21 protein-coding genes and 1 pseudogene are annotated in these 22803 nt (G+C 69.8%); 15 read left to right on the top strand and 7 right to left on the bottom strand.

What is annotated here, in order from left to right:
- Positions 1–39 precede the first annotated feature (39 nt).
- Both J0P97_RS05500 and J0P97_RS05495 read right to left on the bottom strand, forming a co-directional pair.
- Positions 40–1029 carry a branched-chain amino acid ABC transporter permease gene (locus J0P97_RS05500; RefSeq protein ID WP_215486918.1) on the bottom strand — a complete coding sequence of 330 codons (990 nt, stop codon included), beginning with the start codon at positions 1027–1029 and terminating at the stop codon, positions 40–42.
- 5 nt (positions 1030–1034) lie between these two features.
- Positions 1035–2393: a branched-chain amino acid ABC transporter permease gene (locus J0P97_RS05495; protein WP_246539837.1), complete on the bottom strand. Its 1359-nt coding sequence runs from the start codon at positions 2391–2393 to the stop codon at positions 1035–1037.
- A 250-nt stretch (positions 2394–2643) separates the two neighbouring features.
- Here J0P97_RS05495 and guaB point away from each other — a divergent pair, with 250 nt between their 5' ends.
- The 6 genes from guaB (at position 2644) to guaA (ending at position 10246) form a co-directional block, all read left to right on the top strand.
- Complete coding sequence (guaB, locus tag J0P97_RS05490) at positions 2644–4146, top strand: IMP dehydrogenase (protein ID WP_215486779.1); 1503 nt, start codon at positions 2644–2646, stop codon at positions 4144–4146.
- 233 nt (positions 4147–4379) lie between these two features.
- Positions 4380–6068, top strand: a complete 1689-nt coding sequence (locus tag J0P97_RS05485) for an ABC-F family ATP-binding cassette domain-containing protein (protein WP_215486778.1) — start codon at positions 4380–4382, stop codon at positions 6066–6068.
- 82 nt (positions 6069–6150) lie between these two features.
- A complete protein-coding gene (locus tag J0P97_RS05480) occupies positions 6151–7269 on the top strand; it encodes a GuaB3 family IMP dehydrogenase-related protein (RefSeq protein WP_215486916.1) in 1119 nt (372 codons plus the stop codon).
- Positions 7269–8135, top strand: coding sequence for an SURF1 family cytochrome oxidase biogenesis protein (locus tag J0P97_RS05475; RefSeq protein ID WP_372449675.1), 867 nt, complete (start codon positions 7269–7271; stop codon positions 8133–8135). Before J0P97_RS05480 ends, J0P97_RS05475 begins: the two co-directional genes overlap by 1 nt.
- 51 nt (positions 8136–8186) lie before the next feature.
- Positions 8187–8666, top strand: a complete 480-nt coding sequence (locus tag J0P97_RS05470; RefSeq protein ID WP_215486777.1) for a DUF3817 domain-containing protein — start codon at positions 8187–8189, stop codon at positions 8664–8666.
- Positions 8663–10246 (top strand): glutamine-hydrolyzing GMP synthase, encoded by a 1584-nt coding sequence (gene guaA / locus J0P97_RS05465; protein ID WP_215486776.1) that lies wholly within the window; start codon positions 8663–8665, stop codon positions 10244–10246. The genes J0P97_RS05470 and guaA overlap by 4 nt, the downstream gene beginning before the upstream one ends.
- 169 nt (positions 10247–10415) lie before the next feature.
- Here guaA and J0P97_RS05460 read toward each other — a convergent pair whose 3' ends face one another.
- Positions 10416–11330, bottom strand: coding sequence for a Bax inhibitor-1/YccA family protein (locus J0P97_RS05460; RefSeq protein WP_215486775.1), 915 nt, complete (start codon positions 11328–11330; stop codon positions 10416–10418).
- A gap of 156 nt (positions 11331–11486) precedes the next feature.
- Between J0P97_RS05460 and J0P97_RS05455 the strand changes: the two genes are divergently transcribed.
- Positions 11487–12494, top strand: a complete 1008-nt coding sequence (locus J0P97_RS05455) for a glycerophosphodiester phosphodiesterase family protein (RefSeq protein ID WP_215486774.1) — start codon at positions 11487–11489, stop codon at positions 12492–12494.
- A gap of 192 nt (positions 12495–12686) precedes the next feature.
- Positions 12687–15806: a S8 family peptidase gene (locus tag J0P97_RS05450; RefSeq protein ID WP_215486773.1), complete on the top strand. Its 3120-nt coding sequence runs from the start codon at positions 12687–12689 to the stop codon at positions 15804–15806.
- Between the two features lie 40 nt (positions 15807–15846).
- Here J0P97_RS05450 and J0P97_RS05445 read toward each other — a convergent pair whose 3' ends face one another.
- Entirely contained in the window at positions 15847–16287 is a 441-nt protein-coding gene (locus J0P97_RS05445) for a DUF8738 domain-containing protein (RefSeq protein WP_246539836.1), read from the bottom strand.
- 102 nt (positions 16288–16389) lie between these two features.
- Here J0P97_RS05445 and J0P97_RS05440 point away from each other — a divergent pair, with 102 nt between their 5' ends.
- Positions 16390–17115, top strand: a complete 726-nt coding sequence (locus J0P97_RS05440; RefSeq protein WP_215486772.1) for a DUF1361 domain-containing protein — start codon at positions 16390–16392, stop codon at positions 17113–17115.
- Between the two features lie 6 nt (positions 17116–17121).
- Here J0P97_RS05440 and J0P97_RS05435 read toward each other — a convergent pair whose 3' ends face one another.
- Together J0P97_RS05435 and J0P97_RS05430 are read right to left on the bottom strand one after the other, a co-directional pair.
- Positions 17122–17685, bottom strand: a complete 564-nt coding sequence (locus J0P97_RS05435; RefSeq protein WP_215486771.1) for an alpha/beta fold hydrolase — start codon at positions 17683–17685, stop codon at positions 17122–17124.
- A gap of 59 nt (positions 17686–17744) precedes the next feature.
- Positions 17745–18095 carry a DUF6804 family protein gene (locus J0P97_RS05430; RefSeq protein WP_215486770.1) on the bottom strand — a complete coding sequence of 117 codons (351 nt, stop codon included), beginning with the start codon at positions 18093–18095 and terminating at the stop codon, positions 17745–17747.
- Positions 18096–18210: 115 nt separating this feature from the next.
- On the opposite strand from J0P97_RS05430, the gene arfB reads away from it, so the two are divergent.
- From arfB to J0P97_RS05405, 6 genes and pseudogenes are all read left to right on the top strand, one after another.
- Complete coding sequence (gene arfB, locus J0P97_RS05425) at positions 18211–18648, top strand: alternative ribosome rescue aminoacyl-tRNA hydrolase ArfB (RefSeq protein WP_215486769.1); 438 nt, start codon at positions 18211–18213, stop codon at positions 18646–18648.
- A gap of 311 nt (positions 18649–18959) precedes the next feature.
- A complete protein-coding gene (locus tag J0P97_RS05420; protein ID WP_215486768.1) occupies positions 18960–19634 on the top strand; it encodes a DUF433 domain-containing protein in 675 nt (224 codons plus the stop codon).
- A gap of 3 nt (positions 19635–19637) precedes the next feature.
- Positions 19638–20042, top strand: a complete 405-nt coding sequence (locus J0P97_RS05415) for a PIN-like domain-containing protein (protein WP_215486767.1) — start codon at positions 19638–19640, stop codon at positions 20040–20042.
- 113 nt (positions 20043–20155) lie between these two features.
- On the top strand, positions 20156–20734 hold the full coding sequence (locus J0P97_RS05410; protein WP_215486766.1) for a phospholipase D-like domain-containing protein: 579 nt from the start codon (positions 20156–20158) through the stop codon (positions 20732–20734).
- Positions 20734–20862, top strand: a pseudogene (locus J0P97_RS16000) (DEAD/DEAH box helicase); the annotation flags it as partial. The gene J0P97_RS05410 and the pseudogene J0P97_RS16000, both read left to right, overlap by 1 nt.
- Before the next feature lie 19 nt (positions 20863–20881).
- Positions 20882–21442 carry a PfkB family carbohydrate kinase gene (locus tag J0P97_RS05405; protein ID WP_215486765.1) on the top strand — a complete coding sequence of 187 codons (561 nt, stop codon included), beginning with the start codon at positions 20882–20884 and terminating at the stop codon, positions 21440–21442.
- A gap of 38 nt (positions 21443–21480) precedes the next feature.
- On the opposite strand, the gene J0P97_RS05400 is transcribed toward J0P97_RS05405, so the two are convergent.
- Positions 21481–22653, bottom strand: coding sequence for an ROK family protein (locus J0P97_RS05400; protein ID WP_215486764.1), 1173 nt, complete (start codon positions 22651–22653; stop codon positions 21481–21483).
- Positions 22654–22803 lie beyond the last annotated feature (150 nt).

Raw genomic sequence — 22803 nt, 5'->3', positions numbered from 1 at the left:
GTCGGCGTCGCCGCGGGCGCTGTGCCCGCGGGGTTCTGATCACTTGACAAAGGTCATCTCCCTCTTGTCGCCGAGGATTCCCTGCGGCCTGAAGATCACGAGGAGCATGAGCGAGACGCCCACGAGGATGTAGCGGAGCGTTCCCGCCTGGATGTCGGTCATCGGGAGCCATCCGGCCTTGGCCATCTCGGGAAGGAGGTTGCCGAGGAGGGCCATGACCATCCAGAACAGCACGGCTCCGAGGGACGGCCCGAAGATCGTCGACGCGCCGCCGAGAAGGAGGATCGTCCAGAGGAAGAACGTCAGCGCCGTCGTGTAGCTGGACGGGATGACGGCGGAGGGCAGCACGTACACGATCCCGCCGAGCGCGCCGATGACGCCACCGACGACGAGCGCCTGCATCTTGTAGGCGAAGACGTTCTTCCCGAGCGAGCGCACGGCGTCCTCGTCCTCGCGGATGCCCTTCAGGACACGACCCCAGGGGCTGCGCATGAGCGCCCAGACCACGAAGATCGACAGGGCGAGCAGGATCAGGCCGAAGACCACGACCCACAGCTGAGCGGCGGTGAACTGCCACGGGCCCCATCCGTACTTCGCTCCGCTGGGCAGCGACGGGAAGGGATTGGAGTCCTGGAAGCTGCCGTTGTAGTTGCCGAGGCCGTCGGCCGAGTTGGTCCAGTCGTCGAAGATCTGCGTCGTGAACAGGAGGCGGATGATCTCCGCCGCGGCGATCGTCACGATCGCCAGATAGTCGGCGCGCAGCCGCAGGGTCGGGATGCCGAGGATGAACGCGAACAGGGCGGCGAGGACGAGCCCCACCATCATGGCGAGCCACCACGGGAAGCCGAAGGTCAGGATCGAGATGGCGTAGCCGTAGGCGCCGAGCGCCATGAAGCCGGCCATGCCGAAGTTGAGCAGACCCGCATAGCCGAAGTGCACGGCGAGTCCCGTCGCCGCGAGCGCGTACGCGATCGTGACGGGGCTCAGCAGGTAGCTGAGCGTGTTGAAGAGGATGGAACCCCAATCCATCGTGGTCACCCGAGCCTTTCTTTACGACCGAGCAGGCCCTGTGGTCGCACCAGTAGGATGAGGATCAGCACGACCAGCGCGCCGGCGTACTTGAGGTCGGACGGGATCCACAGCGTGGAGACCTCGACCACGAGACCCACGATGAGAGATCCCAGGAGTGCGCCGAAGGCGGTGCCGAGGCCGCCGAGCGTGATCGCCGCGAAGATGAGCAGCAGCATCTGCGTCCCCATGTTCCAGCTGACGCCGGGGCGGAAGTACGCCCACAGCACGCCCGAGATCGCGGCGAGCGCTCCCGCGAGCACCCAGACGATCCGGATGACGCGGTCGACGTTGATCCCCGAGGCCGACGCGAGCTGAGGGTTGTCCGAGATGGCCCGCGTCGCCTTTCCCATGCGCGTGCGGAGCAGGAAGTACGCGACGCCGAGGATGACGACGATGCTCACCCCCATGCTGATGAGGTCGATGTACGACAGCGAGATGGGGCCCCATTCGAACGGCGCCGGGCTCGAGCCGGCCAGCTGGTAGGTCGAGCCGCCGATGAAGTACTGGTAGATGTACCGCAGGGTCAGCGACAGGCCGATGCTCACGATCATGAGCTGAACGACGCCGAGCCCTCGCCGTCTCAGCGGGCGCCACAGCCCGGCATCCATCGCGAGGCCGAGGGCCGCGCCGCCGAGGACGGCAGCCGTGATCCCGAGCCACAGCGGCAGCTGCCAGAACGTGCTGAAGACGAGGGCGACCAGCGCGCCCCAGGTGACCATCTCACCGTGCGCGAAGTTCGACAGGCCGGTCGTCCCGTAGATCAGGGCAGCGCCCATCGAGGCGAGCGCGAGGAGCAGCCCGAAGTTGAGGCCGTTGACGAGGCGTACCGACAGCTGGTCGACGAAGGACTGCGTCACCCGCTCGCCCGCGCCGAGGAACAGGTTCACGATCTTCGTGTTCGTGAGGCCGAACTCGACCTCGAACTCTCCGGTGGTGCCCTGTTTGGGCTGCAGGCCCTCCGGGAGCTGGGTCGGGTCGACGATGACGCCCGCAGGGAGGGAGCCCTCGTCGATCACGAGGGTGTACGCATCCTTCTCCGGCACGTACAGGCGCCACTTGCCCTCGGCGTCGGTCACCGTCTCGGCCTCGAATCCGTTCCCGTTCACGCTCACCGTGACGTCGGGGACGGGCTGTTCGGCATTCGTGATGACGCCACCGAAGTAGTACGGCGTCTTCTCCTGATCACCGCCGGGAGTGTCGGGTGCGGCGGCCAGTGCCGCGCCCGCGCCGCTCAGCAGCAGGGCGGCCGCAGCGGCGAACGCCACCAGGGCGAGCACGAACCACCTCAGTGGGTTCCGCGCGGTGAGGGTCGTGGGTCTCAAGAGATCCTCCAGTCCAGCGCACCAGTCGGGTGATGCGGTCGCATCGACATTGATGAGACGGTACGAGCGTAATGTGTCGGATTTGTTTCCGCCTCCCCGTGGGATGTTTCGGTGGGTGTTCGTGACCTTCCCCGCGGCCTCCCCAGCGGTCCCTGGCGCCCCCCTGCCGCGCCCCGAGGGAATGAACGTACGCGCGCGCGACTTAGACTTGTGCACACGCACACCGGTGCCCGGCCCGCAGGGAGAACACGTGGAGTACAACGACCCGTTCGGTTTCGTCGGACTGACCTACGACGACGTCCTGCTCCTTCCGGGGCATACCGACGTCATCCCGTCCGAAGCCGACACGTCCTCGCGGGTCACCCGCCGGATCACGGTCGCGACACCGCTCCTCTCGGCGGCGATGGACACGGTCAGCGAGACGCGCATGGCGATCGCCATGGCGCGCGAAGGCGGCCTCGGCATCCTGCACCGCAACCTCTCCATCGCCGATCAGGCCGCCATGGTCGACCGGGTCAAGCGCAGCGAGTCGGGGATGATCACCGACCCGATCACGACGCACCCCGACGCGACGATCGAGGAGGTCGACGCGCTCTGCGGGCAGTACCGGATCTCCGGCCTTCCCGTCGTGGATGACGACGGACGCCTCCTCGGCATCATCACCAACCGCGACATGCGGTTCGTGTCGGGCTTCGAGCGCCAGAGCACCAAGGTGCGCGACGTCATGACCAGCGACGGACTCGTGACCGGGCGCGTGGGGATCGGCGCGAACGAGGTCATCGCCCTGTTCGCGCAGCACCGCGTCGAGAAGCTGCCGCTCATCGACGGCGATGGCCGCCTCGCCGGCCTCATCACGATCAAGGACTTCGACAAGAGCGAGAAGTATCCCCTCGCCACGAAGGACGACCAGGGCCGCCTCCGCGTCGGCGCCGCGATCGGCTTCTTCGGGGATGCCTGGGAGCGAGCCGAGGCGCTTCGCGACGCGGGCGTCGATGTCATCGTGGTCGACACCGCCAACGGCCAGTCGCAGGGTGTCATCGACATGGTGCGCCGGCTGAAGGCCGACGAGTCGTTCGCCCACATCGATGTGATCGGCGGCAACGTCGCCACCCGCGAGGGCGCGCAGGCGCTCGTCGAGGCGGGCGTGGACGCCGTCAAGGTCGGCGTCGGGCCGGGTTCGATCTGCACCACCCGCATCGTCGCCGGAGTCGGCGTCCCGCAGGTGACCGCGATCTGGGAGGCCTTCCAGGCGGCGCGCGAGGCCGGCATCCCGGTCATCGCCGACGGTGGACTGCAGTACTCCGGCGACATCGCCAAGGCCCTCGTCGCGGGCGCGGACACGGTGATGCTCGGATCGCTCCTCGCGGGCACCGACGAGTCGCCGGGCGAGATCGTCTTCCAGGGCGGCAAGCAGTTCAAGCTCTACCGCGGGATGGGCTCGCTCGGGGCCATGCAGACCCGCGGCAAGAAGACCTCGTACTCGAAGGACCGCTACTTCCAGGCGGACATCCCGAGCGACGACAAGCTGATCCCCGAGGGCATCGAGGGCCAGGTCGCGTACCGCGGCCCCGTCTCGGCAGTGGCCTACCAGCTCGTCGGAGGACTGCGGCAGTCGATGTTCTACGTCGGCGCGCGCACGATCGAGGAGCTCAAGGCCCGCGGCAAGTTCGTGCGCATCACCGCGGCGGGGCTCAAGGAGAGCCACCCTCACGACGTCCAGATCGTCGTCGAGGCCCCCAACTACAAGAAGTAGCCCCGGAGGGTCCGGCGCGCCCGCGCGGCATCCGTGCGTCCGCGGCATCCGGGCCGCACGAACTCCGCGGCATCCCGCGCGCACCAACTCCGCAGGATGTCGCGTCCTCCGCACCCATCCGGGCGTTCGCGTGCGGAGCACGTGAGAACGTGCGGAGTTCGTGCTCCGCCGCGCGAGCGGATATCCTGGACGGCTCTGCGCCCGCGCCGCGGCGGGGGGCGGAAGGACCCGCTGTGGGCTACATCGACATCGCCGCCGTCTCGTTCGTGCTGCCGGACGGCCGCCCCCTCCTCGACGAGGTGACGTTCCGCGTCGCGGACGGGAAGACGACCGCCCTGATCGGCCAGAACGGCGCGGGCAAGACGACGCTGCTGCGGCTCGTCCGCGGCGAGCTCGGGCCCCGCGCGGGCGTCGTGACGATCGACGGCGGTCTGGGTGTCATGGATCAGTTCGTCGGGCACGGTGACGCCGGCCAGACCATCCACGATCTGCTCGTCTCGGTCGCTCCGGAGCGAGTCGGCGCCGCAGCCCGCGAGCTCGAGGATGCCGAGGCCGCCATCATCGAGCGAGATGACCTCGACACGCAGATGCGGTACGCCGCGGCGCTCGCCGACTACGCCGAGGCCGGCGGCTACGAATACGAGACGGTGTGGGACACGTGCACGACCGCGGCCCTCGGGGTGCCCTTCGCGCGCGCCCGGTTCCGTGAGCTGACGACGCTCTCCGGTGGCGAGCAGAAGCGCCTCGCCCTGGAGGCGCTGCTGCGCGGACCCGACCAGGTCCTTCTGCTCGACGAGCCCGACAACTATCTCGACGTGCCCGGCAAGCGCTGGCTCGAGGAGCGCCTCCGCGAGACGTCGAAGACGATCCTGCTGGTCTCGCACGACCGTGAGCTCCTGGCGCGTGCGGCGGATCGGATCGTCACGCTCGAGGCGGGCGGTGCCGGGAGCACCGCCTGGGTGCACGGGGGCGGGTTCGACGGCTACCACGCGGCACGCGAGGAGCGGATGGCGCGTCTGGACGAGCTCCGGCGCCGGTGGGATGAGCAGCACCTGAAGCTGCAGCGGTTCGTCGCCGACATGAAGGTCAAGGCATCGGCGAGCGACGAGTTCGCCTCGCGCTATCGCGCTGCCCAGACACGGCTTCGGCGGTTCGAGGAGGCGGGACCTCCCGAGGAGCGCCCACCGGCGCAGAGCCTCGACGTGCGCCTGCGAGGAGCGCGGACGGGCAAGCGCGCGGTCGTCGCCGAGCGGCTGGAGCTCACCGGCCTGATGGAACCGTTCGATCTGGAGGTCTGGTTCGGCGATCGCATCGCCGTGCTCGGATCGAACGGATCGGGCAAGTCGCACTTCCTGCGCCTGCTCGCCCGCGGCGGCACGGACCCCGACGCGCTTCTCGGACACATCACCGAGGTCGGAGCCGCGCTCGAGCCGGTCGCGCACACCGGGCGCGCCGTGCTCGGAGCCCGCGTCGCACCCGGCTGGTTCGCGCAGACCCACCGGCATCCCGAGTACGCGGGGCGCTCACTCCTGGACATCCTGCACCGCGGCGACGACCGCCGCCCCGGGATGCCGCGCGACGCCGCGAGCTCCGCGCTCGACCGCTACGGCCTCGTCCGTCAGGCCGAGCAGTCGTTCGGCAGCCTCTCGGGCGGCCAGCAGGCGCGGTTCCAGGTGCTGCTGCTGGAGCTGTCCGGCGCGACGCTGCTGCTCCTGGACGAACCCACCGACAACCTCGACCTCGTCTCGGCGGAAGCCCTCGAAGACGCGCTGCGACTCTTCGAGGGGACGGTGCTCGCCGTCACCCATGACCGGTGGTTCGCGCGATCGTTCGACCGGTTCCTCGTGTTCGGCGCGGACGGTCGCGTCATCGAATCCGGCGACCCGGTCTGGGACGAGGCGCGGGTGGCCCGCGTGCGCTGACGCGCGCGGCCGCGGCATCTCGCCCGCGGCGCAGCGGCTCGCGAGCGGAGGGGGAGACCCCGAGTAGGCTGAGGGGGTGAGCATGGAGATCGAGCTCGGCCGCGCCAAGCGCGCCCGCCGCGCGTACGCGTTCGACGACATCGCGGTGGTGCCCTCCCGGCGCACGCGCAATCCGGAAGACGTCTCGACGGCCTGGTCGATCGATGCCTTCGGCTTCGACATCCCGGTCCTGGGCGCTCCGATGGACTCCGTCATGAGTCCGTCGACGGCGATCATGCTCGGCCAGCTGGGCGGTCTCGGTGTGCTCGACCTCGAGGGTGTCTGGACGCGGTACGACGACCCCGAACCGCTCCTCGCGGAGATCGCAGGGCTGCCCGCGGCGGATGCGACGCGGCGGATGCAGGAGATGTACGCCGAGCCGATCAAGCCCGAGCTCGTCCGCGACCGCCTCGCCGAGATCCGCGCGGGCGGGGTCACCGTCGCCGGCTCCCTCACCCCCCAGCGCACTCAGGAGCTGTACGAGACGGTCGTCGCCGCCGGGGTCGACCTCTTCGTCATCCGGGGGACCACCGTCTCCGCCGAGCACGTCTCGAGCGACGCCGAGCCGCTGAACCTCAAGAAGTTCATCTACGACCTCGATGTGCCCGTGATCGTGGGCGGCGCCTCCACGTACACCGCGGCGCTGCACCTCATGCGCACCGGCGCGGCCGGCGTCCTCGTCGGCTTCGGCGGGGGAGCGGCGTCCACGACGCGTGTGACCCTCGGCATCCACGCGCCGCTCGCCACGGCGGTCGCCGACGTCGCCGGGGCGCGTCGCGACTACCTCGACGAGTCCGGCGGGCGCTACGTGCACGTCATCGCCGATGGAGGTGTCGGCACCTCGGGCGACATCGTCAAGGCGCTCGCGATGGGCGCTGACGCGGTCATGCTTGGCGTGGCACTCGCGCGCGCGACCGATGCGCCCGGCCGTGGGTTCCACTGGGGGCCTGAGGCGCACCACGCGAAGCTGCCGCGCGGCAAGCGGGTCGAGGTCGGCCAGGTCGGACCCCTCGAGCAGGTGCTCTACGGCCCGGCGCCGGTCGCCGACGGCACCGCGAACCTCATCGGCGCGCTGCGGAAGTCGATGGCGACCACCGGATACTCGGACCTCAAGGAGTTCCAGCGCGTCGAGGTCGTCGTCGCGCCGTACTCGACGTCCTGATGAGCGCGCACGGACTCCACCCCCGCACGGAGGGGACCCAGGTCTTCCCGCCGACGCTGCGGGAGGTGATGCTGCGTCCGTGGTGGATCGGCATGCTCGTGTTCGCCCTCGCGGTCGCGGCGGTGTTCGCCTGGCTCGGCCAGTGGCAGCTCGGGCGGGCGATCGACACCGATCCGCCCCCGCCCGGGGCGACCGAGCAGGTGCGACCGATCACCGATGTCGTGGCGCCGGGCGCGTATCTGCCCGAACCCCTCGTGGGCCAGCAGGTCTCGGTGGCGGGACACTTCGTCCGGGGTGACTTCCTCGTGGTGTCCTCGCGGTTCAACGACGGTCAGGAGGGGTACTGGGTCACCGGTCAGCTCCGCGTGGACCCGTCCGCCACGGTTCCCGAGCCCACGTCGCTCGCCGTCGCGCTGGGCTGGTCGGCGGATCGTGCGGCGGCGGATGCCGCGGCGGTCGCGCTCGACGCCCGCGCCGGCGACCCGGTGCAGCTGACCGGGAGGCTGATCTCCGATGAAGGACCCGTGCGGCCGCCGGTGGGCGCGCCGGCGACCGAGATGACGCGCATGTCGCCCGCCGCGCTCCTCGGGTGGTGGCACGACGCGGGCGGGCTCAACGTCTACCGGCCCTACCTCGTCGCGGGCGGCGGAGCCGGGGCCGATACCGGCGCCGACCTCCCGCACGGGCTCGTCGCGATCGATTCGCCCGCCCCCGCGGAGGGCTCGAACGTGAACTGGCTGAACATCTTCTACGCCGTGGAATGGGCGATCTTCGCCGGCTTCGCCTTCTACATGTGGTACCGCCTGGCGCGGGATGCCTGGGAGAAGGAAGTCGAAGCCCTCGAAGAGGCCGCCGCCGCCCGCTGACGGGCTCATCCCGGGCCGGGGCCGCACCTGCCGACGGCTAGAATGGACGCCATGCCCCAGCCCAAGCTCGCCACTTTTCCGGCGATCCGCGGTGCATTGCGCTTCTACCAGATCGCCTCGGTGATCACGGGTGTCATGCTGCTGCTCCTGTGCACCGAGATGGTCATCAAGTACGCGCTCGGCCATGAGCTGTTCCTCGGCGGTTCGGGAGGCTTCCTCTGGTTCGCGCCGGTGATCGAGACGGCGGCCGGCCAGGAGTCGACGGGCGACGGGGTCAACCTGTCCCTCGGCATCCTGATCGCGCACGGCTGGTTCTACGTCGTCTACCTCTTCGCGTGCTTCCGCGTCTGGAGCCTCATGCGGTGGGGCTTCGGCCGCTTCATCATGCTGGCCCTCGGCGGCATCGTCCCCCTCCTGTCGTTCTTCATGGAGGCGCGCGTCGGCCGCGAGGTGCGCGCGTACCTCGCCGAGCGCGAGGCCTCCGAGGCCGCCGCCCCGACTCCCACACCCGCCACGGAAGGCACCCGGTGACCGCTCAGACCGAGACCGCCCAGCGTCCCGTCCTCGTCGTCGACTTCGGCGCCCAGTACGCCCAGCTCATCGCCCGCCGCGTCCGTGAGGCGGGGGTGTACAGCGAGATCGTGCCGCACACGGCCACGGCGGCCGAGGTGGCCGCGAAGGAGCCGGTCGCCCTCATCCTCTCCGGTGGTCCCTCGTCGGTGTACGAGAAGGATGCGCCGTCCCTCGATCCCGGCATCCTGCAGCTCGGAGTGCCCACCCTCGGCATCTGCTACGGCTTCCAGGTGATGGCGCAGCAGCTCGGCGGCACGGTCGCGAACACCGGCCTTCGCGAGTACGGGGCGACGGATGCCTCGCTCACCGGCGACGGCGGCGTGCTCCTCGGCGGCCAGCCCGCCGACCAGAACGTGTGGATGAGCCACGGCGACCAGGTGTCGGCGGCGCCCGAGGGCTTCGAGGTCCTCGCGTCGACGACGGCGACCCCCGTGGCTGCGTTCGGGAACGCGGAGAAGTGCTTCTACGGTGTGCAGTGGCATCCCGAGGTGAAGCACTCCGACTACGGCCAGGACGTGATCGTCAACTTCCTGCACAAGGCGGCGGGGCTGCCCGCCGACTGGAACAGCGGCAACGTCATCGCGGAACAGGTCGCTCGCATCCGCGCGCAGGTCGGTTCGGGCCGGGTGCTCTCGGCCCTGTCCGGCGGGGTCGACTCGGCGGTGTCCACCGCCCTCGTGCACGAGGCGGTCGGCGACCAGCTCGTCGCCGTGTTCATCGACCATGGCCTCCTCCGCAAGGGCGAGCGCGAGCAGGTCGAGAACGACTACGTGGCATCCACGGGCGTGCGCCTCATCACGGTCGACGCGCGGGAGACGTTCCTCGAGGCGCTCGCCGGCGTGAGCGACCCGGAGCAGAAGCGCAAGATCATCGGCCGCGAGTTCATCCGCGCGTTCGAGAAGGTGCAGTCCGAGCTCATCGCCGAGGCCGCGGCGGAGGGCGACCCCATGCGCTTCCTCGTGCAGGGCACGCTCTACCCCGACGTCGTCGAGTCCGGCGGCGGCACGGGCACCGCCAACATCAAGAGCCACCACAACGTCGGCGGCCTCCCCGAGGACCTGCAGTTCGAGCTCGTCGAGCCGTTGCGCACCCTGTTCAAGGACGAGGTGCGCGCGATCGGTCGCGAGCTGGGGCTCCCGGAGGCGATCGTCGGTCGCCAGCCGTTTCCGGGGCCCGGCCTCGGCATCCGGATCGTGGGTGAGGTCACCGCTGACCGCCTCGAGATCCTGCGTGACGCCGACGCCATCGCCCGCGAGGAGCTGACGAAGGCGGGCCTCGACGGCGAGATCTGGCAGTGCCCGGTGGTGCTGCTCGCCGATGTGCGCTCGGTCGGCGTCCAGGGCGACGGCCGCACCTACGGGCATCCGATCGTCCTGCGTCCGGTGTCGTCGGAGGATGCCATGACCGCCGACTGGACCCGCCTGCCGTACGACGTGCTGTCGAAGATCTCGAACCGCATCACCAACGAGGTGCGCGAGGTCAACCGGGTCGTGCTCGACGTGACGTCGAAGCCCCCGGGGACCATCGAGTGGGAGTGAACGGACCGGATGCCGGGGCGCGAGCGCCTCGGCATCCGTCGTTCATGCGGGCCTGCGCGCCCCTGTGCGGCGACCGCGAGTCCCGCTGAAACGCACGAACCCCGCATCCGATCGGGAGAAAGGATGCGGAGTTCGCGTCAGTCTGCGGAGTTCGTGCCCCCGCTGCAGGTCAGTTGTTGCCGCGCAGGATGGCGATGATGCGCAGGATCTCGACGTAGAGCCACACGACCGTGACCATGATGCCGAAGGCGCCGAGCCACCCGTACTGGCGGGGAGCGCCGTTGCGGACGCCCTGCTGGATCGAGTCGAAGTCGAGCACGAGCGAGTAGGCGGCCATCAGCACGACGAAGACACCGATGATGACGCCCCACGGGATGCCGAGGATGAAGCTGGGCTGGCTGTACATGCCGAACGGGCCGGCGCTGTCGGGGCCGCTGAACGCGCCGAACATCATCATGACGACGTTGACCAGCGAGAAGACCAGGTAGCCGACCATCGCGATGAGGAAGACCTTCGTGGCCTTCGCCGACGCGCGGACCTTGCCGCTGGCGAACAGGGCGAGGGTCACGCCGACCACGGACAGGGTCGCGAGGGTCGCCTGGATGACGATGCCTGGCCACATGAACTCGAAGAACGCCGAGATGCCGCCGATGAACAGGCCCTCGAAGGCTGCGTAGCCGAAGATCAGCGCCGGACGGATCTTCTTGCGTGAGGTGAAGATCACGGCCATCGACAGCACGAAGCCACCGAGTGCGCCGATGATCCAGGGCAGGATCGTGACGTTCGACGGATTCGCCGGCGTCACGCCCGCCATGGTCCAGATCCAGCCGACGACAGCCGTCACCAGGAGGATGCCGAACAGGGAGAGCGTCTTGATGACGGTGTCCTCGACCGTCATCCGACCGGTCTGCAGCGCGCCGGCGGCGGGGGCCGCGAACGCGCCCTCCATCTGCGACTGCGCGGCGAGGTCGACGGTCTGCGCCGACGCGGCGCCGAACGAGGTCTGGGCAGCGGGCGGGGTCAGCCCGGGCCGCTGCTCCTGGAAGGCGGGGTTGCTGAAAGCGGGGTTGCTGCTCGAGGCCATGGTGGTCTCTCCAATGCGAAAGGTGCCGCAGCGGGAATCCTGCGGATTTCCAGCGTATCGGACGGCGTCGGACGGAGGTACGTTCCGCGCTGTGAGGCCGCTATGAACGCGCTCCGCTGCGCAGGTTCCGGACCCCCCGATGGCTAGCCTGGGGGGATGCCGCGCCGTCGTCCCCTCGTGATCGGCCACCGCGGTGCGCCGGGCTATCGCCCCGAGCACACCCGCTCGTCGTACGACCTCGCGCTTGCCCTCGGAGTCGATGCCGTCGAGCCGGATGTCGTGTTCTCCTCGGACGGCGTCCTCGTGGTGCGTCACGAGAACGAGATCGGGTCGACGACGGATGTCGCGTCCCGCCCCGAGTTCGCTGCCCGCCGGACCACCCGCGCGGTCGACGGTGTGGAGCTGACCGGCTGGTTCACCGAGGACTTCACGTGGGCCGAGCTGTCGACCCTCCGCTGCCGGGAGCGCCTTCCGGCGCTCCGCCCGGGCAGCGCGAGTTTCGACGGCGCGCAGCCGCCGCTCCGCCTCGTCGATGTGCTCGACATCGTCCGCGCAGCATCCCTCGAGCGCGGGCGTGAGATCGGCGTCGTCGTGGAGATCAAGCACGCGACGTACTTCGAGAGCCGGGGGTTCGATGTCGCCGGCGCGGTCGCCGCGCAACTGACCGCCGCGGGCTGGGGTGCGGGGGAACTGCCGCTGTACCTGGAGTCCTTCGAGTCCACCGTTCTCCGCCGGGTGCGAGACCTCGGCATCCGCGGGTCGTACGTCTATCTCCTCGAATCGTCCGGCAGCGCTTACGACCTCGTCGCGGCGCACGGCCGGCACGCGCCGACGTACGCCGAACAGGCGGCGCCGGGCGGGCTCGACGTGCTCGCCGGGATCGTGGACGGCATCAGCGTCGACAAGCGCATGATCCTGGCGCCGGACCGCCTGGGCAGGGCGTCGGGGCCCTCGCGTGTCGTGGGCGATGCGCACGCGCGCGGGCTGCGCGTGTTCACCTGGACCTGCCGGCCCGAGAACGCCTTCCTCACCCCCCAGTTCCGCAGCGGGCGGGGAAAGGCGGCGTTCGGCGACTACGAGGCCGAGTGGCGGATCATCGCCGCGGCGGGCGTGGACGGCGTCTTCGCAGACCATCCCGACCTCGCCGTCGGCTTCTTCCACTGACGTGCCGCCGGGCTCATGACACCTACCGGTCGGCGGAGCCGCCGGACCACGTGAGCATCGGCATCCGCTGAATGAGGATCCTCTCATCCAGCGGCGCCCGCCCTTCCGCCGACATGCAGCGGATGCATAGCCTCCTTTCAGCCACTCCATACCCCCGGGGTGAGCTCCCCCCTGCACGAAAGGCGGAACCCCTTGCAACGACGCATCTACGCGCTGATCGGAGCAACCCTGCTCACCCTCCCCGCGTCCGCAGCATTCGCCGCGACACCGGACGACGATCCGGGGTCGCGCTTCTCGACGTCGAGCTCCCGCGGCGCGATCGACTCGACCTTCACGGCGGGCGCGATCGGACCGGACGGGCATGTGACCGTCGTCATCGAGATGGAGGGCGACCCCGTCGCCGTCGTCGAGGCCGAGAGCGGGCGCGAGCTGAGCGAGGGCGAGCGCGAAGACGTCAAGTCGACGCTCACGGACGCGCAGAGCGAGGTCGTCGCAACTGTCGAGAGCACGGGCGGTGAGGTGCAGGCGCAGATGGCGTCCGCGTACAACGGCGTCCAGGCATCCGTCCCCGCAGCCGAGCTGGATGCCGTCGCCGACCTTCCCGGCGTGGTCGCGATCCACCCGGTCCGCCGCTACTCGATCGACAACGCCGTCTCGGTGCCCTTCCTCGGGGTGCCCGACGTGTGGCAGAACACCGGCTATACCGGGCAGAACGTCAAGGTCGGGATCATCGACACCGGTATCGACTACACGCACGCCACGTTCGGCGGCCCCGGGACGACCGCGGCCTACGAAGCCGCCCACGCCGTGAGCACCCAGCCTGCGGACCCCGCACTGTACGGCCCCGATGCTCCCCGCGTGAAGGGCGGCGTCGACCTCGTCGGCGACGATTACAACGCCGACCCGTCGAGCGCGAGCTACCAGCCCGTCCCCAAGCCCGACGACAACCCGCTCGACTGCGAAGGCCACGGCTCCCACGTCGCGGGAACCGCCGGCGGATCGGGGGTGCTCGCCGACGGCACCGGGTACACCGGCCCGTACGACACCACGACGCCCGCGAACGACTTCCGCGTCGGTCCCGGTGTCGCGCCGCAGGCCGACCTCTACGCGATCCGCGTGTTCGGCTGCGCCGGCTCCACCGACGTCGTCGTCCCTGCGCTGGACTGGGCCGTGGACAACGGCATGGATGTCGTCAACCTCTCGCTCGGCTCGTCCTTCGGCCGCGGCGACGACCCGGATGCCGTGGCCGCCGCCAACGCGGTCGGCGCGGGCGTCGTCGTCGTCGCCTCCGCCGGAAACTCCGGCCACAACCCGTACCTGACGGGGTCACCGGGCTCCGGCGACGGCGTGATCGCCGTCTCGGCGGTCGACAGCGCCGAGGGCTTCCCTGGAGCGACCGTCACGGTCGGCGGTCAGCAGGTGGACGCGATCAACGCGAACGGGGCCTCCCTCGACGGGATCGGCGACCTGACGGTCGTCCGCCTCGTCGATGACCCGGCGACCCCGGAGAACGAGGCGATCGGCTGCTCGGCTGCGGCGTACACCAAGGCGGGCGTCACGGCGGGCGGCGGGCAGCTGGCCGTCTCCACCCGCGGCTCGTGCGCCCGTGTCGCGAAGGCGATCTACGCGCAGCAGGCCGGCGCCGCCGCGGCGCTCATGGTCAACTCGACCGATGACCTGCCGCCCTACGAGGGCCAGATCACGCAGAACGCCGACACGGGCGAGCCGTACCTCGTCACGATCCCGTTCCTCGGCGTCCGCTCCTCCAGCGGCCCGCTGTTCACGACGGGGGCGACCGTGTCGCTGCAGCCGGCGCAGATCGCGAACCCCGGCTTCCGGGCGTACGCGTCGTTCACGTCGTCGGGGCCGCGCTCCGGTGACAGCGCGATCAGCCCCGATGTCGCGGCTCCGGGTGTGTCGATCTCGTCGGCCGCCGTCGGGTCGGGCAACGGTGCGGCGATCCTCTCCGGCACCTCGATGGCGGCCCCGCACGTCGCGGGCGTCGCCGCGCTGTCCGCGCAGGCCCACCCGCAGTGGAGCGCCCCGCAGATCGCGGCATCGGTGGTCTCCACCGCTGACCCGGACAAGGTCGTCGGCGAGAGCATCGTCATCGGCGGGCTCGGGCTCGTGGACGCCGCGCAGGCGGTCGGCACGACGGTGACCGCGACCGGCGACGCCTTCCGCACGGAGAGCGGCTGGGCGCGAGAGTCGGCGCTCAGCTTCGGCTTCCAGGAATCCCCGTTCGGCTTCGGCGGGATCAAGACCGTGACGGTCCGCAACGACGGTCCGACGCCGGTGACCTATGACGTCGCCACGACGCCGTCGGCGCAGTCGCTCAAGGCGCGGGTGTTCCTCTCGTCCTCCTCGATCACGGTCGCTCCCGGCAGCTCGGCGAAGATCCTGCTCACCGTCGGTGCCGCGGCGCGGGACGTGCCGGGCTCGGTGGGCGACGACCAGTTCGCCTTCCACGAGATCTCCGGGGACATCACCCTGACCTCGGTGGACTCGACGCTGCGCGTGCCCTACCTGCTGGTCCCGCGCTCGACGAGCACGGTGTCCACGCCCACGTCGGCCCTGTTCACGAAGAAGCAGAAGGTCGCGAACGCCACGAAGAAGATCTCGCTGTGGAACCTGTTCGGCGCACAGCCCAGCGCGGGAGCCGACGTGTACACCTGGGGTCTGTCCGACGAGAAGGATGCCCCGGCATCCCTCGCCGACACGGGGTACGACCTGCGTGCCGCAGGCGTCCAGTCGCTCGGGGCCGGGGATGACGCGCTCGCCGTCTTCGCGCTGAACATGCACAAGCGGTGGTCGAACGCGGCGAGCAACGAGTACGACGTCCTCATCGACGCCGACCGCGATGGCGCAGCCGACTGGATCGTCCTGTCGGCCGACTCGGGCGCGGTCCGGTCGGGCTCCTCCGACGGGCAGGCCGAGGTGTTCATCGTGAACGCCGAGACCGGTGCTCTGGCGGCGAGCGGCTTCCTCACGCAGTCGCCGACCGATTCGAGCACGCTGCTCCTGCCGGTGTACCTGAGCGACCTCGGCATCACCGGGGCCTTCGACTACAGCGTGCAGACCTTCGGTGTGAACGGGGGGACGGATGCCGCGTCGGAGTGGGCGACGTACGACCCCTCCGCTCCGGCGATCAGCAACGGGCAGTACGTGGACGTGCCCCAGCGCCGCACGGCGTCGGTGAGCGTTGCGGTCGACGCGGGCCAGGTCGCGGCTCAGAAGCCGCTCGGCGCGATGGTCGTCGTCCTCGACAACCCGTCGGGCACGAGCGAGGCGCTCCTCGTGAAGCTGAAGTAGTCAGCGCGGGGTCCCCGACGCCCTCGTGCTCCGGATCCGCTCAGCGGGTGCAGAGCACGGGGGCGTCGCCCGTTCCGAACCGGTAGTCCCAGCTCTTCCCGTCGGCGGAGACGACGACGCGCATGCCGTCGACCAGTGCCTGCGTGTAGGACTGCCCGGGGGTCGCGCAGCCGAGGGAGGAGTCGGAGAAGGTGACCGCCTCCGCCGAAATGAGCTCCGGCGTACCGGCCACCCCCCGCGCGGCGAGGTCCCGGGCGATGGCGTCCCACCTGCTCTGCGGCACGTCGACCGGGGTGCCGGTGGGCGCGCCGGAGACCGGACCGGGCGTCGCGGTCTGGAAGGGCGGGCGGGTGCTCGGAGTCGAATCGCTCATGGCTCCTCCAGAGGGGGTCGAGGTGGCGGGGGCGCAGCCGGCGAGGCCGGCCGTCGACACGGCGAAGGCGCACGTGATGAGAGCTGCGGTGATCATGCGCCTGTGCATGGCGACCTCCTGGCGTGGTGGGCCCGATGCTAGGCGCGCGACCTGCGAAACGCCGGAGAATGCGCCACAGTGGTACACCGGGCCGGACGGGGAGGAGGGATGATGTCGAGCGTGATCATCGCGGTCGTGTGCGTCGTGCTGCTGAATATCAACGCCGCGACGCTCATCGTCCTCCGCTCCCGGGTCTATGGCGTGGGCCTCTATCGGCCGATGCTCTTGAACGTCGTGCTCTCGTTCATCCCCGTGCTGATCGCGATCGTCGGGGTGGCGGGGCTCATGCTCCTCGTCCCGGTTCTCGCGAGCGCAGGCTCGACCGCCCCGGTGGTGCTGTGGATCTATGTCGTCTTCGCAACCCTCGCGTGGCTCCTCTTCTTCCCGAATTCGGTCTACCTCATCACCGAGTTGAACCTCAGCCACCGCGAGGACGGGGAGACGCCCGTCCCACTGTGGTACGACATCGTGCAGACCCTGACGCTCACGGTGTCGGGCATCGCGAACGCCGTCCTGAGCCTCGCGATCGTGCAGACCGTGCTGATCGTCGTCTTCATCGACCCCACCCGTCCGGTCGTGCCCGCCTCGAGCTGGGCTTTCGCCGTCGGCGCCATCGTCCTCGGGGCGGTCGGCGTGTACCTCGGGCGCTACCTGCGGGTGAACAGCTGGGACGTCCGGCATCCGATCGGCTTGCTCCGTAAGCTCGGGGCGCACTTCCGCGCGCGCGGCAAAGCCCTCGAGGCGTTCGCGTTCGTGGTCACCCACGCGCTGTTGATCGCGCTCATCTACGTCCCGGTGTACGCGCTCGCCGCGGCCGTGCTGTTCCCCGCGGCCTGAACGGCGTCAGTCCCAGTCGAGGTAGTCCTCGATGAACCAGGACGTCTCGCCGGGGTGCGTCGCCGGGAAGAGGTGGCCGGCGCCCTCGACGAGTTTGAGGCTCGCGATCGCGGGGGCGGATGCCACGAGCCGCTCGCTCTCGGAACGGGGCGTCTGCTCATCGTCGGTGCCGTGGATGACGAGCACCGGGATGTCCTCGACGAGGGCGCCCTCGATCGGCTCGGGGGCGAGGAGCAGGACCCCGTCCACCCGCTCGTGGTGCGCGTGCGAGACGGCCCGGGCGACGGTGCCGCCGAATCCGTGGCCGCCGATCCAGGCGTGGGGAAGGCTCACGGCATCCATGAGGTCGGCCACCGTCTGCACGTGGCTCTCGACGTCCGTTTCCGGGGCCAGGGGCGCCAGGCGGACGACGCGGAAGTCCTCCTCGACGAGGATCGAGGCGAGCGTTCCGAGCGAGGCGATGTCCTGCCCGGTCTCGGGGATCAGGACGAGCGCGGGCCCCGCGCCCTCGTCGATGTAGGCGATGGCGCGGCCATCGGGCTCGAACGTCGAGATCGTCGCGGTCGTCATGGCATCCAGTCTCCCATGCGGGCCGTCGGCGCTTTGCGGCGGACGCGTGCCAATCGGGTTCAGCCGCGCGCGGCGCCCGTTCCCTCGCGGGGGACGGAGATGAGAACGCCGGCGACGACGCAGAGCGCGGAGGCGACGATGTGCGCGACGAGCCACGGCGCACCGGTGAACGCGAAGGGGAAGACCGGGTTCCACAGCACCGCGATCGCGACCATGACGACCGTCCACCACCACTGGCGGGCCTGCGCGGCGAGCCAGGCGATGATGAGCGCCAGGATCGCGACGATGAAGCAGATCGTGATCGCGAACTCGGTGCCGATCAGCGGGATGCCGGCGATGAGCACGGTCGCGGCGATGACGCCGGGGATGAGCGCGTTGCGCTGGCGGAGGGGCGGAGTGGGCGTGGCCATGGTGGTCTCATTCTCGCGCGAGATGCCTCCGCATCCTCCCGACAGGTCGCCGGTCGGGGATGTCCGACCGGCGTCGCGGTCGACGAGCCCCCCGCGCGGGGGCAGGATGGACGGCATGGCCGCACCCCATCGCCCCGGCCTGCGGATCGCAGGAGGGGTGACGATCCCCAAGGCGGAGCTCTCGTGGCGGTTCTCACGAGCCCCCGCCCCGGGAGGCCAAGGGGTCAACACCGCCGATTCCCGGGTCGAGCTGGTGTGGGATGCCGCCGGCTCCGCAGCGCTCTCCCCGCTGCAGCGCGAACGTCTGCTCACGCGGCTAAATGGTCGCCTCGTCGACGGGGTGCTCACGGTCGCGGCATCCGAGCACCGAGCGCAGCTGCGCAATCGCGACGCGGCGCGGGCGCGGCTCGCCGAGCTCGTGGCGGACGCACTGCGGCCCCCACCGCCGAAACGGCGGGCGACGCAGCCGAGCCGCGGGGCACGCGAGCGTCGGCTGAAGCAGAAGCAGCGGCGCACCGACATCAAGCAGATGCGGCGGCGTCCGAGCGACTGAGAGGGTCATCGCCGAGGTGGACGCGACGGCGGGAGTCGAAACTTCGGTTGCGCTGATTTCGGCGCTGCCGGAGAAGCGCGGAATCACGCGGGTTGGGCGGTCGTGCCGCGGAAATTCAAGGGGGCGCGGGCTGTGATCGAGTCTCGTCTCGTTCGGTTCTGATCAGCGGGACTGGTCTGAATCTGCGCGGCTTGTGTCCATATGGTGTCCACGCAGCGTAGCCCCGCGCTACCGACGTTGCTCATCGTTCCGGGCCAGGTGATGCGCTCAGCTACCGCGCGGCTGTACGCCGTGGGGTTTAGCATGTTTGCATGCAAACGCTCGTGGAGGATCGTGCGTACACAACGCCGATCTATGGCCAAGGTGAGGCGGCGCGCATCATCCAGGCGCCGCCGACGTCGTTTGCGCGCTGGGCTCACGGACATCGTTTCGCGCAGCGCACGGCCGGCGAGTTCGGGTGGAGCCCTCCGCTGCTGACTGGCGTGACCGAGGGGCGGGGTTACACCGTGCCGTTCAACGCGCTCGCGGAGGGCTTCATCATCGAGTCGTTCCGCCGGGTCGGACTGCCGATGGCGCGCATCCGGCCGGCGATCGAGGTGCTTCGCGAGGAGATCGGCCTTGAAAACGCGCTGCTCAGTGAGCGACTGCGAACCGACGGCGCGGAGATCCTCTACCAGAACGGTCAGGGCGAGCTCGTCGTCGTCCGCAACCACCAGGGCGTCTTCAACGAGGTCGTCGCCGAGTTCCTCCAAAGCATCAGCTACCGGGAAGGATTCGCACAGTACTTGCGGTTGCCCGTTTTTGAGGCTGTCGATGTCGTCGTGGACCCGCACCGCAACTCGGGTCAGCCCACAGTGGACCGGATCGGCGTGCGTGTCGAGGACATCGTGAGCCGTGTGCGCGCGGGGGAGCCCCTGGGTGACGTTGCAGACGACTTCGGACTTGAGCGCCCTGAGATGCGCTCGCTCATCCTCCAGGCTGCTTGAACCGTGCTCCCGGTTCGGTTCCTCCTCGACCGGTCGCTTGGCCAGCGGGTGCTCGCGACGCGGCTCCGCGATGCCGGATGGGATGTGCGAACACTCGCCGATGAGTACGGCGACGAGCGCGCGCAACGCATGCGTGACGAGGAGTGGATCGGTGCCGGAGCAACCGCCGGCTACTTCCTCGTCGCGAAAGACCACCGCATCGCCACGCGACCCCTCGAAGCCCACGCGATCTACGCCCACGACGCGAAAGTGCTCGTCTTCGCCCGCGGCGACCTCACTGCGGCGCAGATGGGTGACCTCTGCCTCGAGTACTCGGACAAGATCCACCGGCTCGCCGCTGCGCGCGGTCCGTTCGTGTACTCGCTGGCTACTCATGGCCTCGCACGCAAACGACTCGCGGCGCCTTAACTGTCGAGCCGCGACGATCACCATCTCGGTTTGGGTGGCCCCCATCTCGTGACAATCGACGACCGTCGCCTTGGATACGCTTTCTCAGAAATGGGAGAGCGACAGTGAGTTCGGTGGCTGAGCCTCGGCGGCTGTCGAACTACGGTGAGGGCGCTGACCTTCTCGTCGCGCTCAACGCAGCCGTTGCCAGCGCACGCACGCGACTCTGGGTGAAGGTGCCGTGGTGGGATGTCTCGCCGCTCGCGCGGAAGCTTCTCGACGGCGTTCTCGCTGCACAGCGACGCGGCGTCGAGGTTCGCGTGCTGTGTCGACCCGAGGCATCCAACGACGCCGTGGTGCGCTCGCTTCGACACGCCGGGGTGTCGGTCACCGCGGTCCGGTACATCCACGAGAAGGAGATCATCGCCGACGAGGTCGCGATCACGCACTCGATGAACTTCACCTCGGCCGAGATCTCGCGCAACCAGAACTCCGGATTCGTGCACACCGATCCCGCGATGGTGGAGGCCGTCGAGCTCGGGTTCCTGTCGCTGCTCGAGAACGCGTCCGCGGTCACCGAGGGCGACGAATCCTGGACACCCGCGTCGGCTCTGATTCCCGACGCGCACGGAAGTACCTCGACAGGTTCGACCGACTCAACCCGCTGCAATCGAAGGCCGTGCCTGTCGTCCTCTCGACGGCGGGTCACGTGATGGTCGTCGCGCCGACCAGCTCAGGCAAGACCCTCATCGGTGAGGTTGCCGCACTCAGGTCCATCGTCACCGACGGCAAGCCGGCGGTGTGGCTCCTGCCTGCGCGGGCACTCGCCGCGGAGGTGGCCGAGATCGCACGGCGGTGGAATGCTCACGGCATTCGAACGATCGAGCTCACCGGCGAGACCGCACGCGGCCCGACCAAGTGCGCTGATCACCTACGACCCGAATATCCGCCCCGCACTGCTGGTCGAGCCCCGCGCGCATCGTGACCGGGTGGAGCGGCTCGTGGCCCTCGCCGACGTCGTGAAGGCGAGCGACGAGGACCTCGACTGGCTCTACCCAGGGGTGGATCCCCTCGATGTCGCCCGCGGATGGCGGCGCAGGGGAGCGGCGCTCGTCGTCGTCACCCGCGGCGGAGCCGGAGCGGACGCGGCGACCTCTGAGGGTGTCGTCCACGTCGAGCCGCCCTCGGTCGTCGTTGCGGACACGATCGGAGCGGGCGACACGTTCATGGGCACGCTCATCTCGGAGCTGGTGACGCGGGGATATGCGCAGCACGGCCGCGCCGCCCTGCGGGGCGTCGACGGCGGTGTTGTGCGGTCGATGCTCGAGGCCAGTGCGCGGGCAGCAGCGGTGACCGTGTCACGGCCCGGCGCCGATCCGCCGTGGGGCGAAGGGGTCCGGCCGCTGACGCGGATCACCTGACCGGTCGGTGAGCGCGGCCACCCGGGCGCTGGGTCGCCTCACGCAGACGCAGGTCTGCGCTCTGCCGATGAGTGCTCGACGCTGGCATCGCCGCGGCCGAGGACGAACCGGCGGATGCCCAGGACTGCTGCTCCTCGGCACCACTCCTCGTTCGTTCCGGGCACCAACTCGATGCGGACTTCGGATGCGCGGGCGTCGCGATGTTCTGCCAGGCCGCGATGGATGTCGGCGCGCGCCACCTCGGCGAGCTCCACCCCCTCGCCGCCGATGACCACGAACTCGGGTGCCGTCAGGTTCGCCACCGCCGCGATGAGCTGTCCCAGCGCTCGGCCGGACCGGGACAGAAGCCGGGTGAGGGTCTCATCTCCTCGTCGAGCCCGAGAGATGATCTCATGCCACGGCAGGTCCTCGCCGGTGGCGAAGTGCACAGCGCGCTCGATGGACGGGATCGTCAGCATCGCCTCCGCGCAACCCTGGTGGCCCTGTCGACACAGGGGGCCGAGCGGATCGAGCGGCCAGTGCCCCACGAGGCCGACCCCCGAATCGGGGCCCGTCAGCGCCCGACCATTCGCGATGCACCCGTAGCCCACGCCGATGCCCAGAGTGAGGGCGGCGAAGTTCGAGTGACCCGAGCCGACGCCGAACCAGTGCAGCGCGTCGACGAAGGCCTCGAGATCGTTCGCGCAGGCGGTCGGACGCCCCACCGCGTCCGCCGTCGCCGCCGCCAGCGGGACGTCGGTCCAGCCGAGGAACGGCGCGGAGGCGATCGTCCCGTCCGCGTCGACGACCCCGCCGACGGCGATGCCGACGGCGTCGATCGGATGCCGCGACTCGGCATCGTCGACGAGTGCGCCGATGATGCCGACCACGTCCTCGGGGGCTCCGGAATGCCGTCGTTCCCCGAGAGTGCGCACGACGTTCGCGCGCAGATCTGTGACCACGGCGAACAGGGACTCGCCGGCGAGCTTGACCCCCAGGAAGTGATGCGCTGCCGAGACGACGTCCAGGGGAGTGGTCGGTCGCCCGCGCCCCTCTATGACCTGGGAAGTCTCTGTCACGATCCCCGAGCGGATGAGCTCGGAGCTGATGCGCGTGAGAGTCGCGGGAGCAAGATCGAGTCGTCGAGCCAACTCTGCGCGACCCAACGGGCCGTGCAGCAGCACCTCGAGTGCGACGTCCTGCGTGAGCTGATCGCTCGGTTGCCACCCCATCGTGATTTACCTCCGTAGCCGAATATATCGCGCATCGAAGTCAGTGAGAAGTTGGATCTTGCGCAGGCTTTACTTCGTGTGCTCAAATAAATCATCGGCAACGACTGCCGCATCGGAGGAAGATACCCCCCTCCGAGTACCACCTGATAC

This window comes from Microbacterium flavum, assembly GCF_018717645.1.
GTDB lineage: Bacteria > Actinomycetota > Actinomycetes > Actinomycetales > Microbacteriaceae > Microbacterium > Microbacterium flavum.
Note: the sequence above shows the minus strand (reverse complement) of the source record. Positions and strands in the feature narration are given on the sequence as shown.

Excerpts from the sequence above, each read along its gene's own strand:
- J0P97_RS05440 (WP_215486772.1), top strand. The coding sequence starts at position 16,390 with ATGTCGAGCGTGATCATCGCGGTCGTGTGCGTCGTGCTGCTGAATATC.
- J0P97_RS05475 (WP_372449675.1), top strand. The coding sequence starts at position 7,269 with ATGAGCGCGCACGGACTCCACCCCCGCACGGAGGGGACCCAGGTCTTC.
- J0P97_RS05500 (WP_215486918.1), bottom strand. The coding sequence starts at position 1,029 with ATGGATTGGGGTTCCATCCTCTTCAACACGCTCAGCTACCTGCTGAGC.
- J0P97_RS05455 (WP_215486774.1), top strand. The coding sequence starts at position 11,487 with ATGCCGCGCCGTCGTCCCCTCGTGATCGGCCACCGCGGTGCGCCGGGC.
- J0P97_RS05435 (WP_215486771.1), bottom strand. The coding sequence starts at position 17,685 with ATGACGACCGCGACGATCTCGACGTTCGAGCCCGATGGCCGCGCCATC.
- J0P97_RS05430 (WP_215486770.1), bottom strand. The coding sequence starts at position 18,095 with ATGGCCACGCCCACTCCGCCCCTCCGCCAGCGCAACGCGCTCATCCCC.
- J0P97_RS05480 (WP_215486916.1), top strand. The coding sequence starts at position 6,151 with ATGGAGATCGAGCTCGGCCGCGCCAAGCGCGCCCGCCGCGCGTACGCG.
- J0P97_RS05460 (WP_215486775.1), bottom strand. The coding sequence starts at position 11,330 with ATGGCCTCGAGCAGCAACCCCGCTTTCAGCAACCCCGCCTTCCAGGAG.
- J0P97_RS05405 (WP_215486765.1), top strand. The coding sequence starts at position 20,882 with ATGCTCACGGCATTCGAACGATCGAGCTCACCGGCGAGACCGCACGCG.
- J0P97_RS05445 (WP_246539836.1), bottom strand. The coding sequence starts at position 16,287 with ATGCACAGGCGCATGATCACCGCAGCTCTCATCACGTGCGCCTTCGCC.
- J0P97_RS05400 (WP_215486764.1), bottom strand. The coding sequence starts at position 22,653 with ATGGGGTGGCAACCGAGCGATCAGCTCACGCAGGACGTCGCACTCGAG.
- J0P97_RS05420 (WP_215486768.1), top strand. The coding sequence starts at position 18,960 with ATGCAAACGCTCGTGGAGGATCGTGCGTACACAACGCCGATCTATGGC.
- J0P97_RS05470 (WP_215486777.1), top strand. The coding sequence starts at position 8,187 with ATGCCCCAGCCCAAGCTCGCCACTTTTCCGGCGATCCGCGGTGCATTG.
- arfB (WP_215486769.1), top strand. The coding sequence starts at position 18,211 with ATGGCCGCACCCCATCGCCCCGGCCTGCGGATCGCAGGAGGGGTGACG.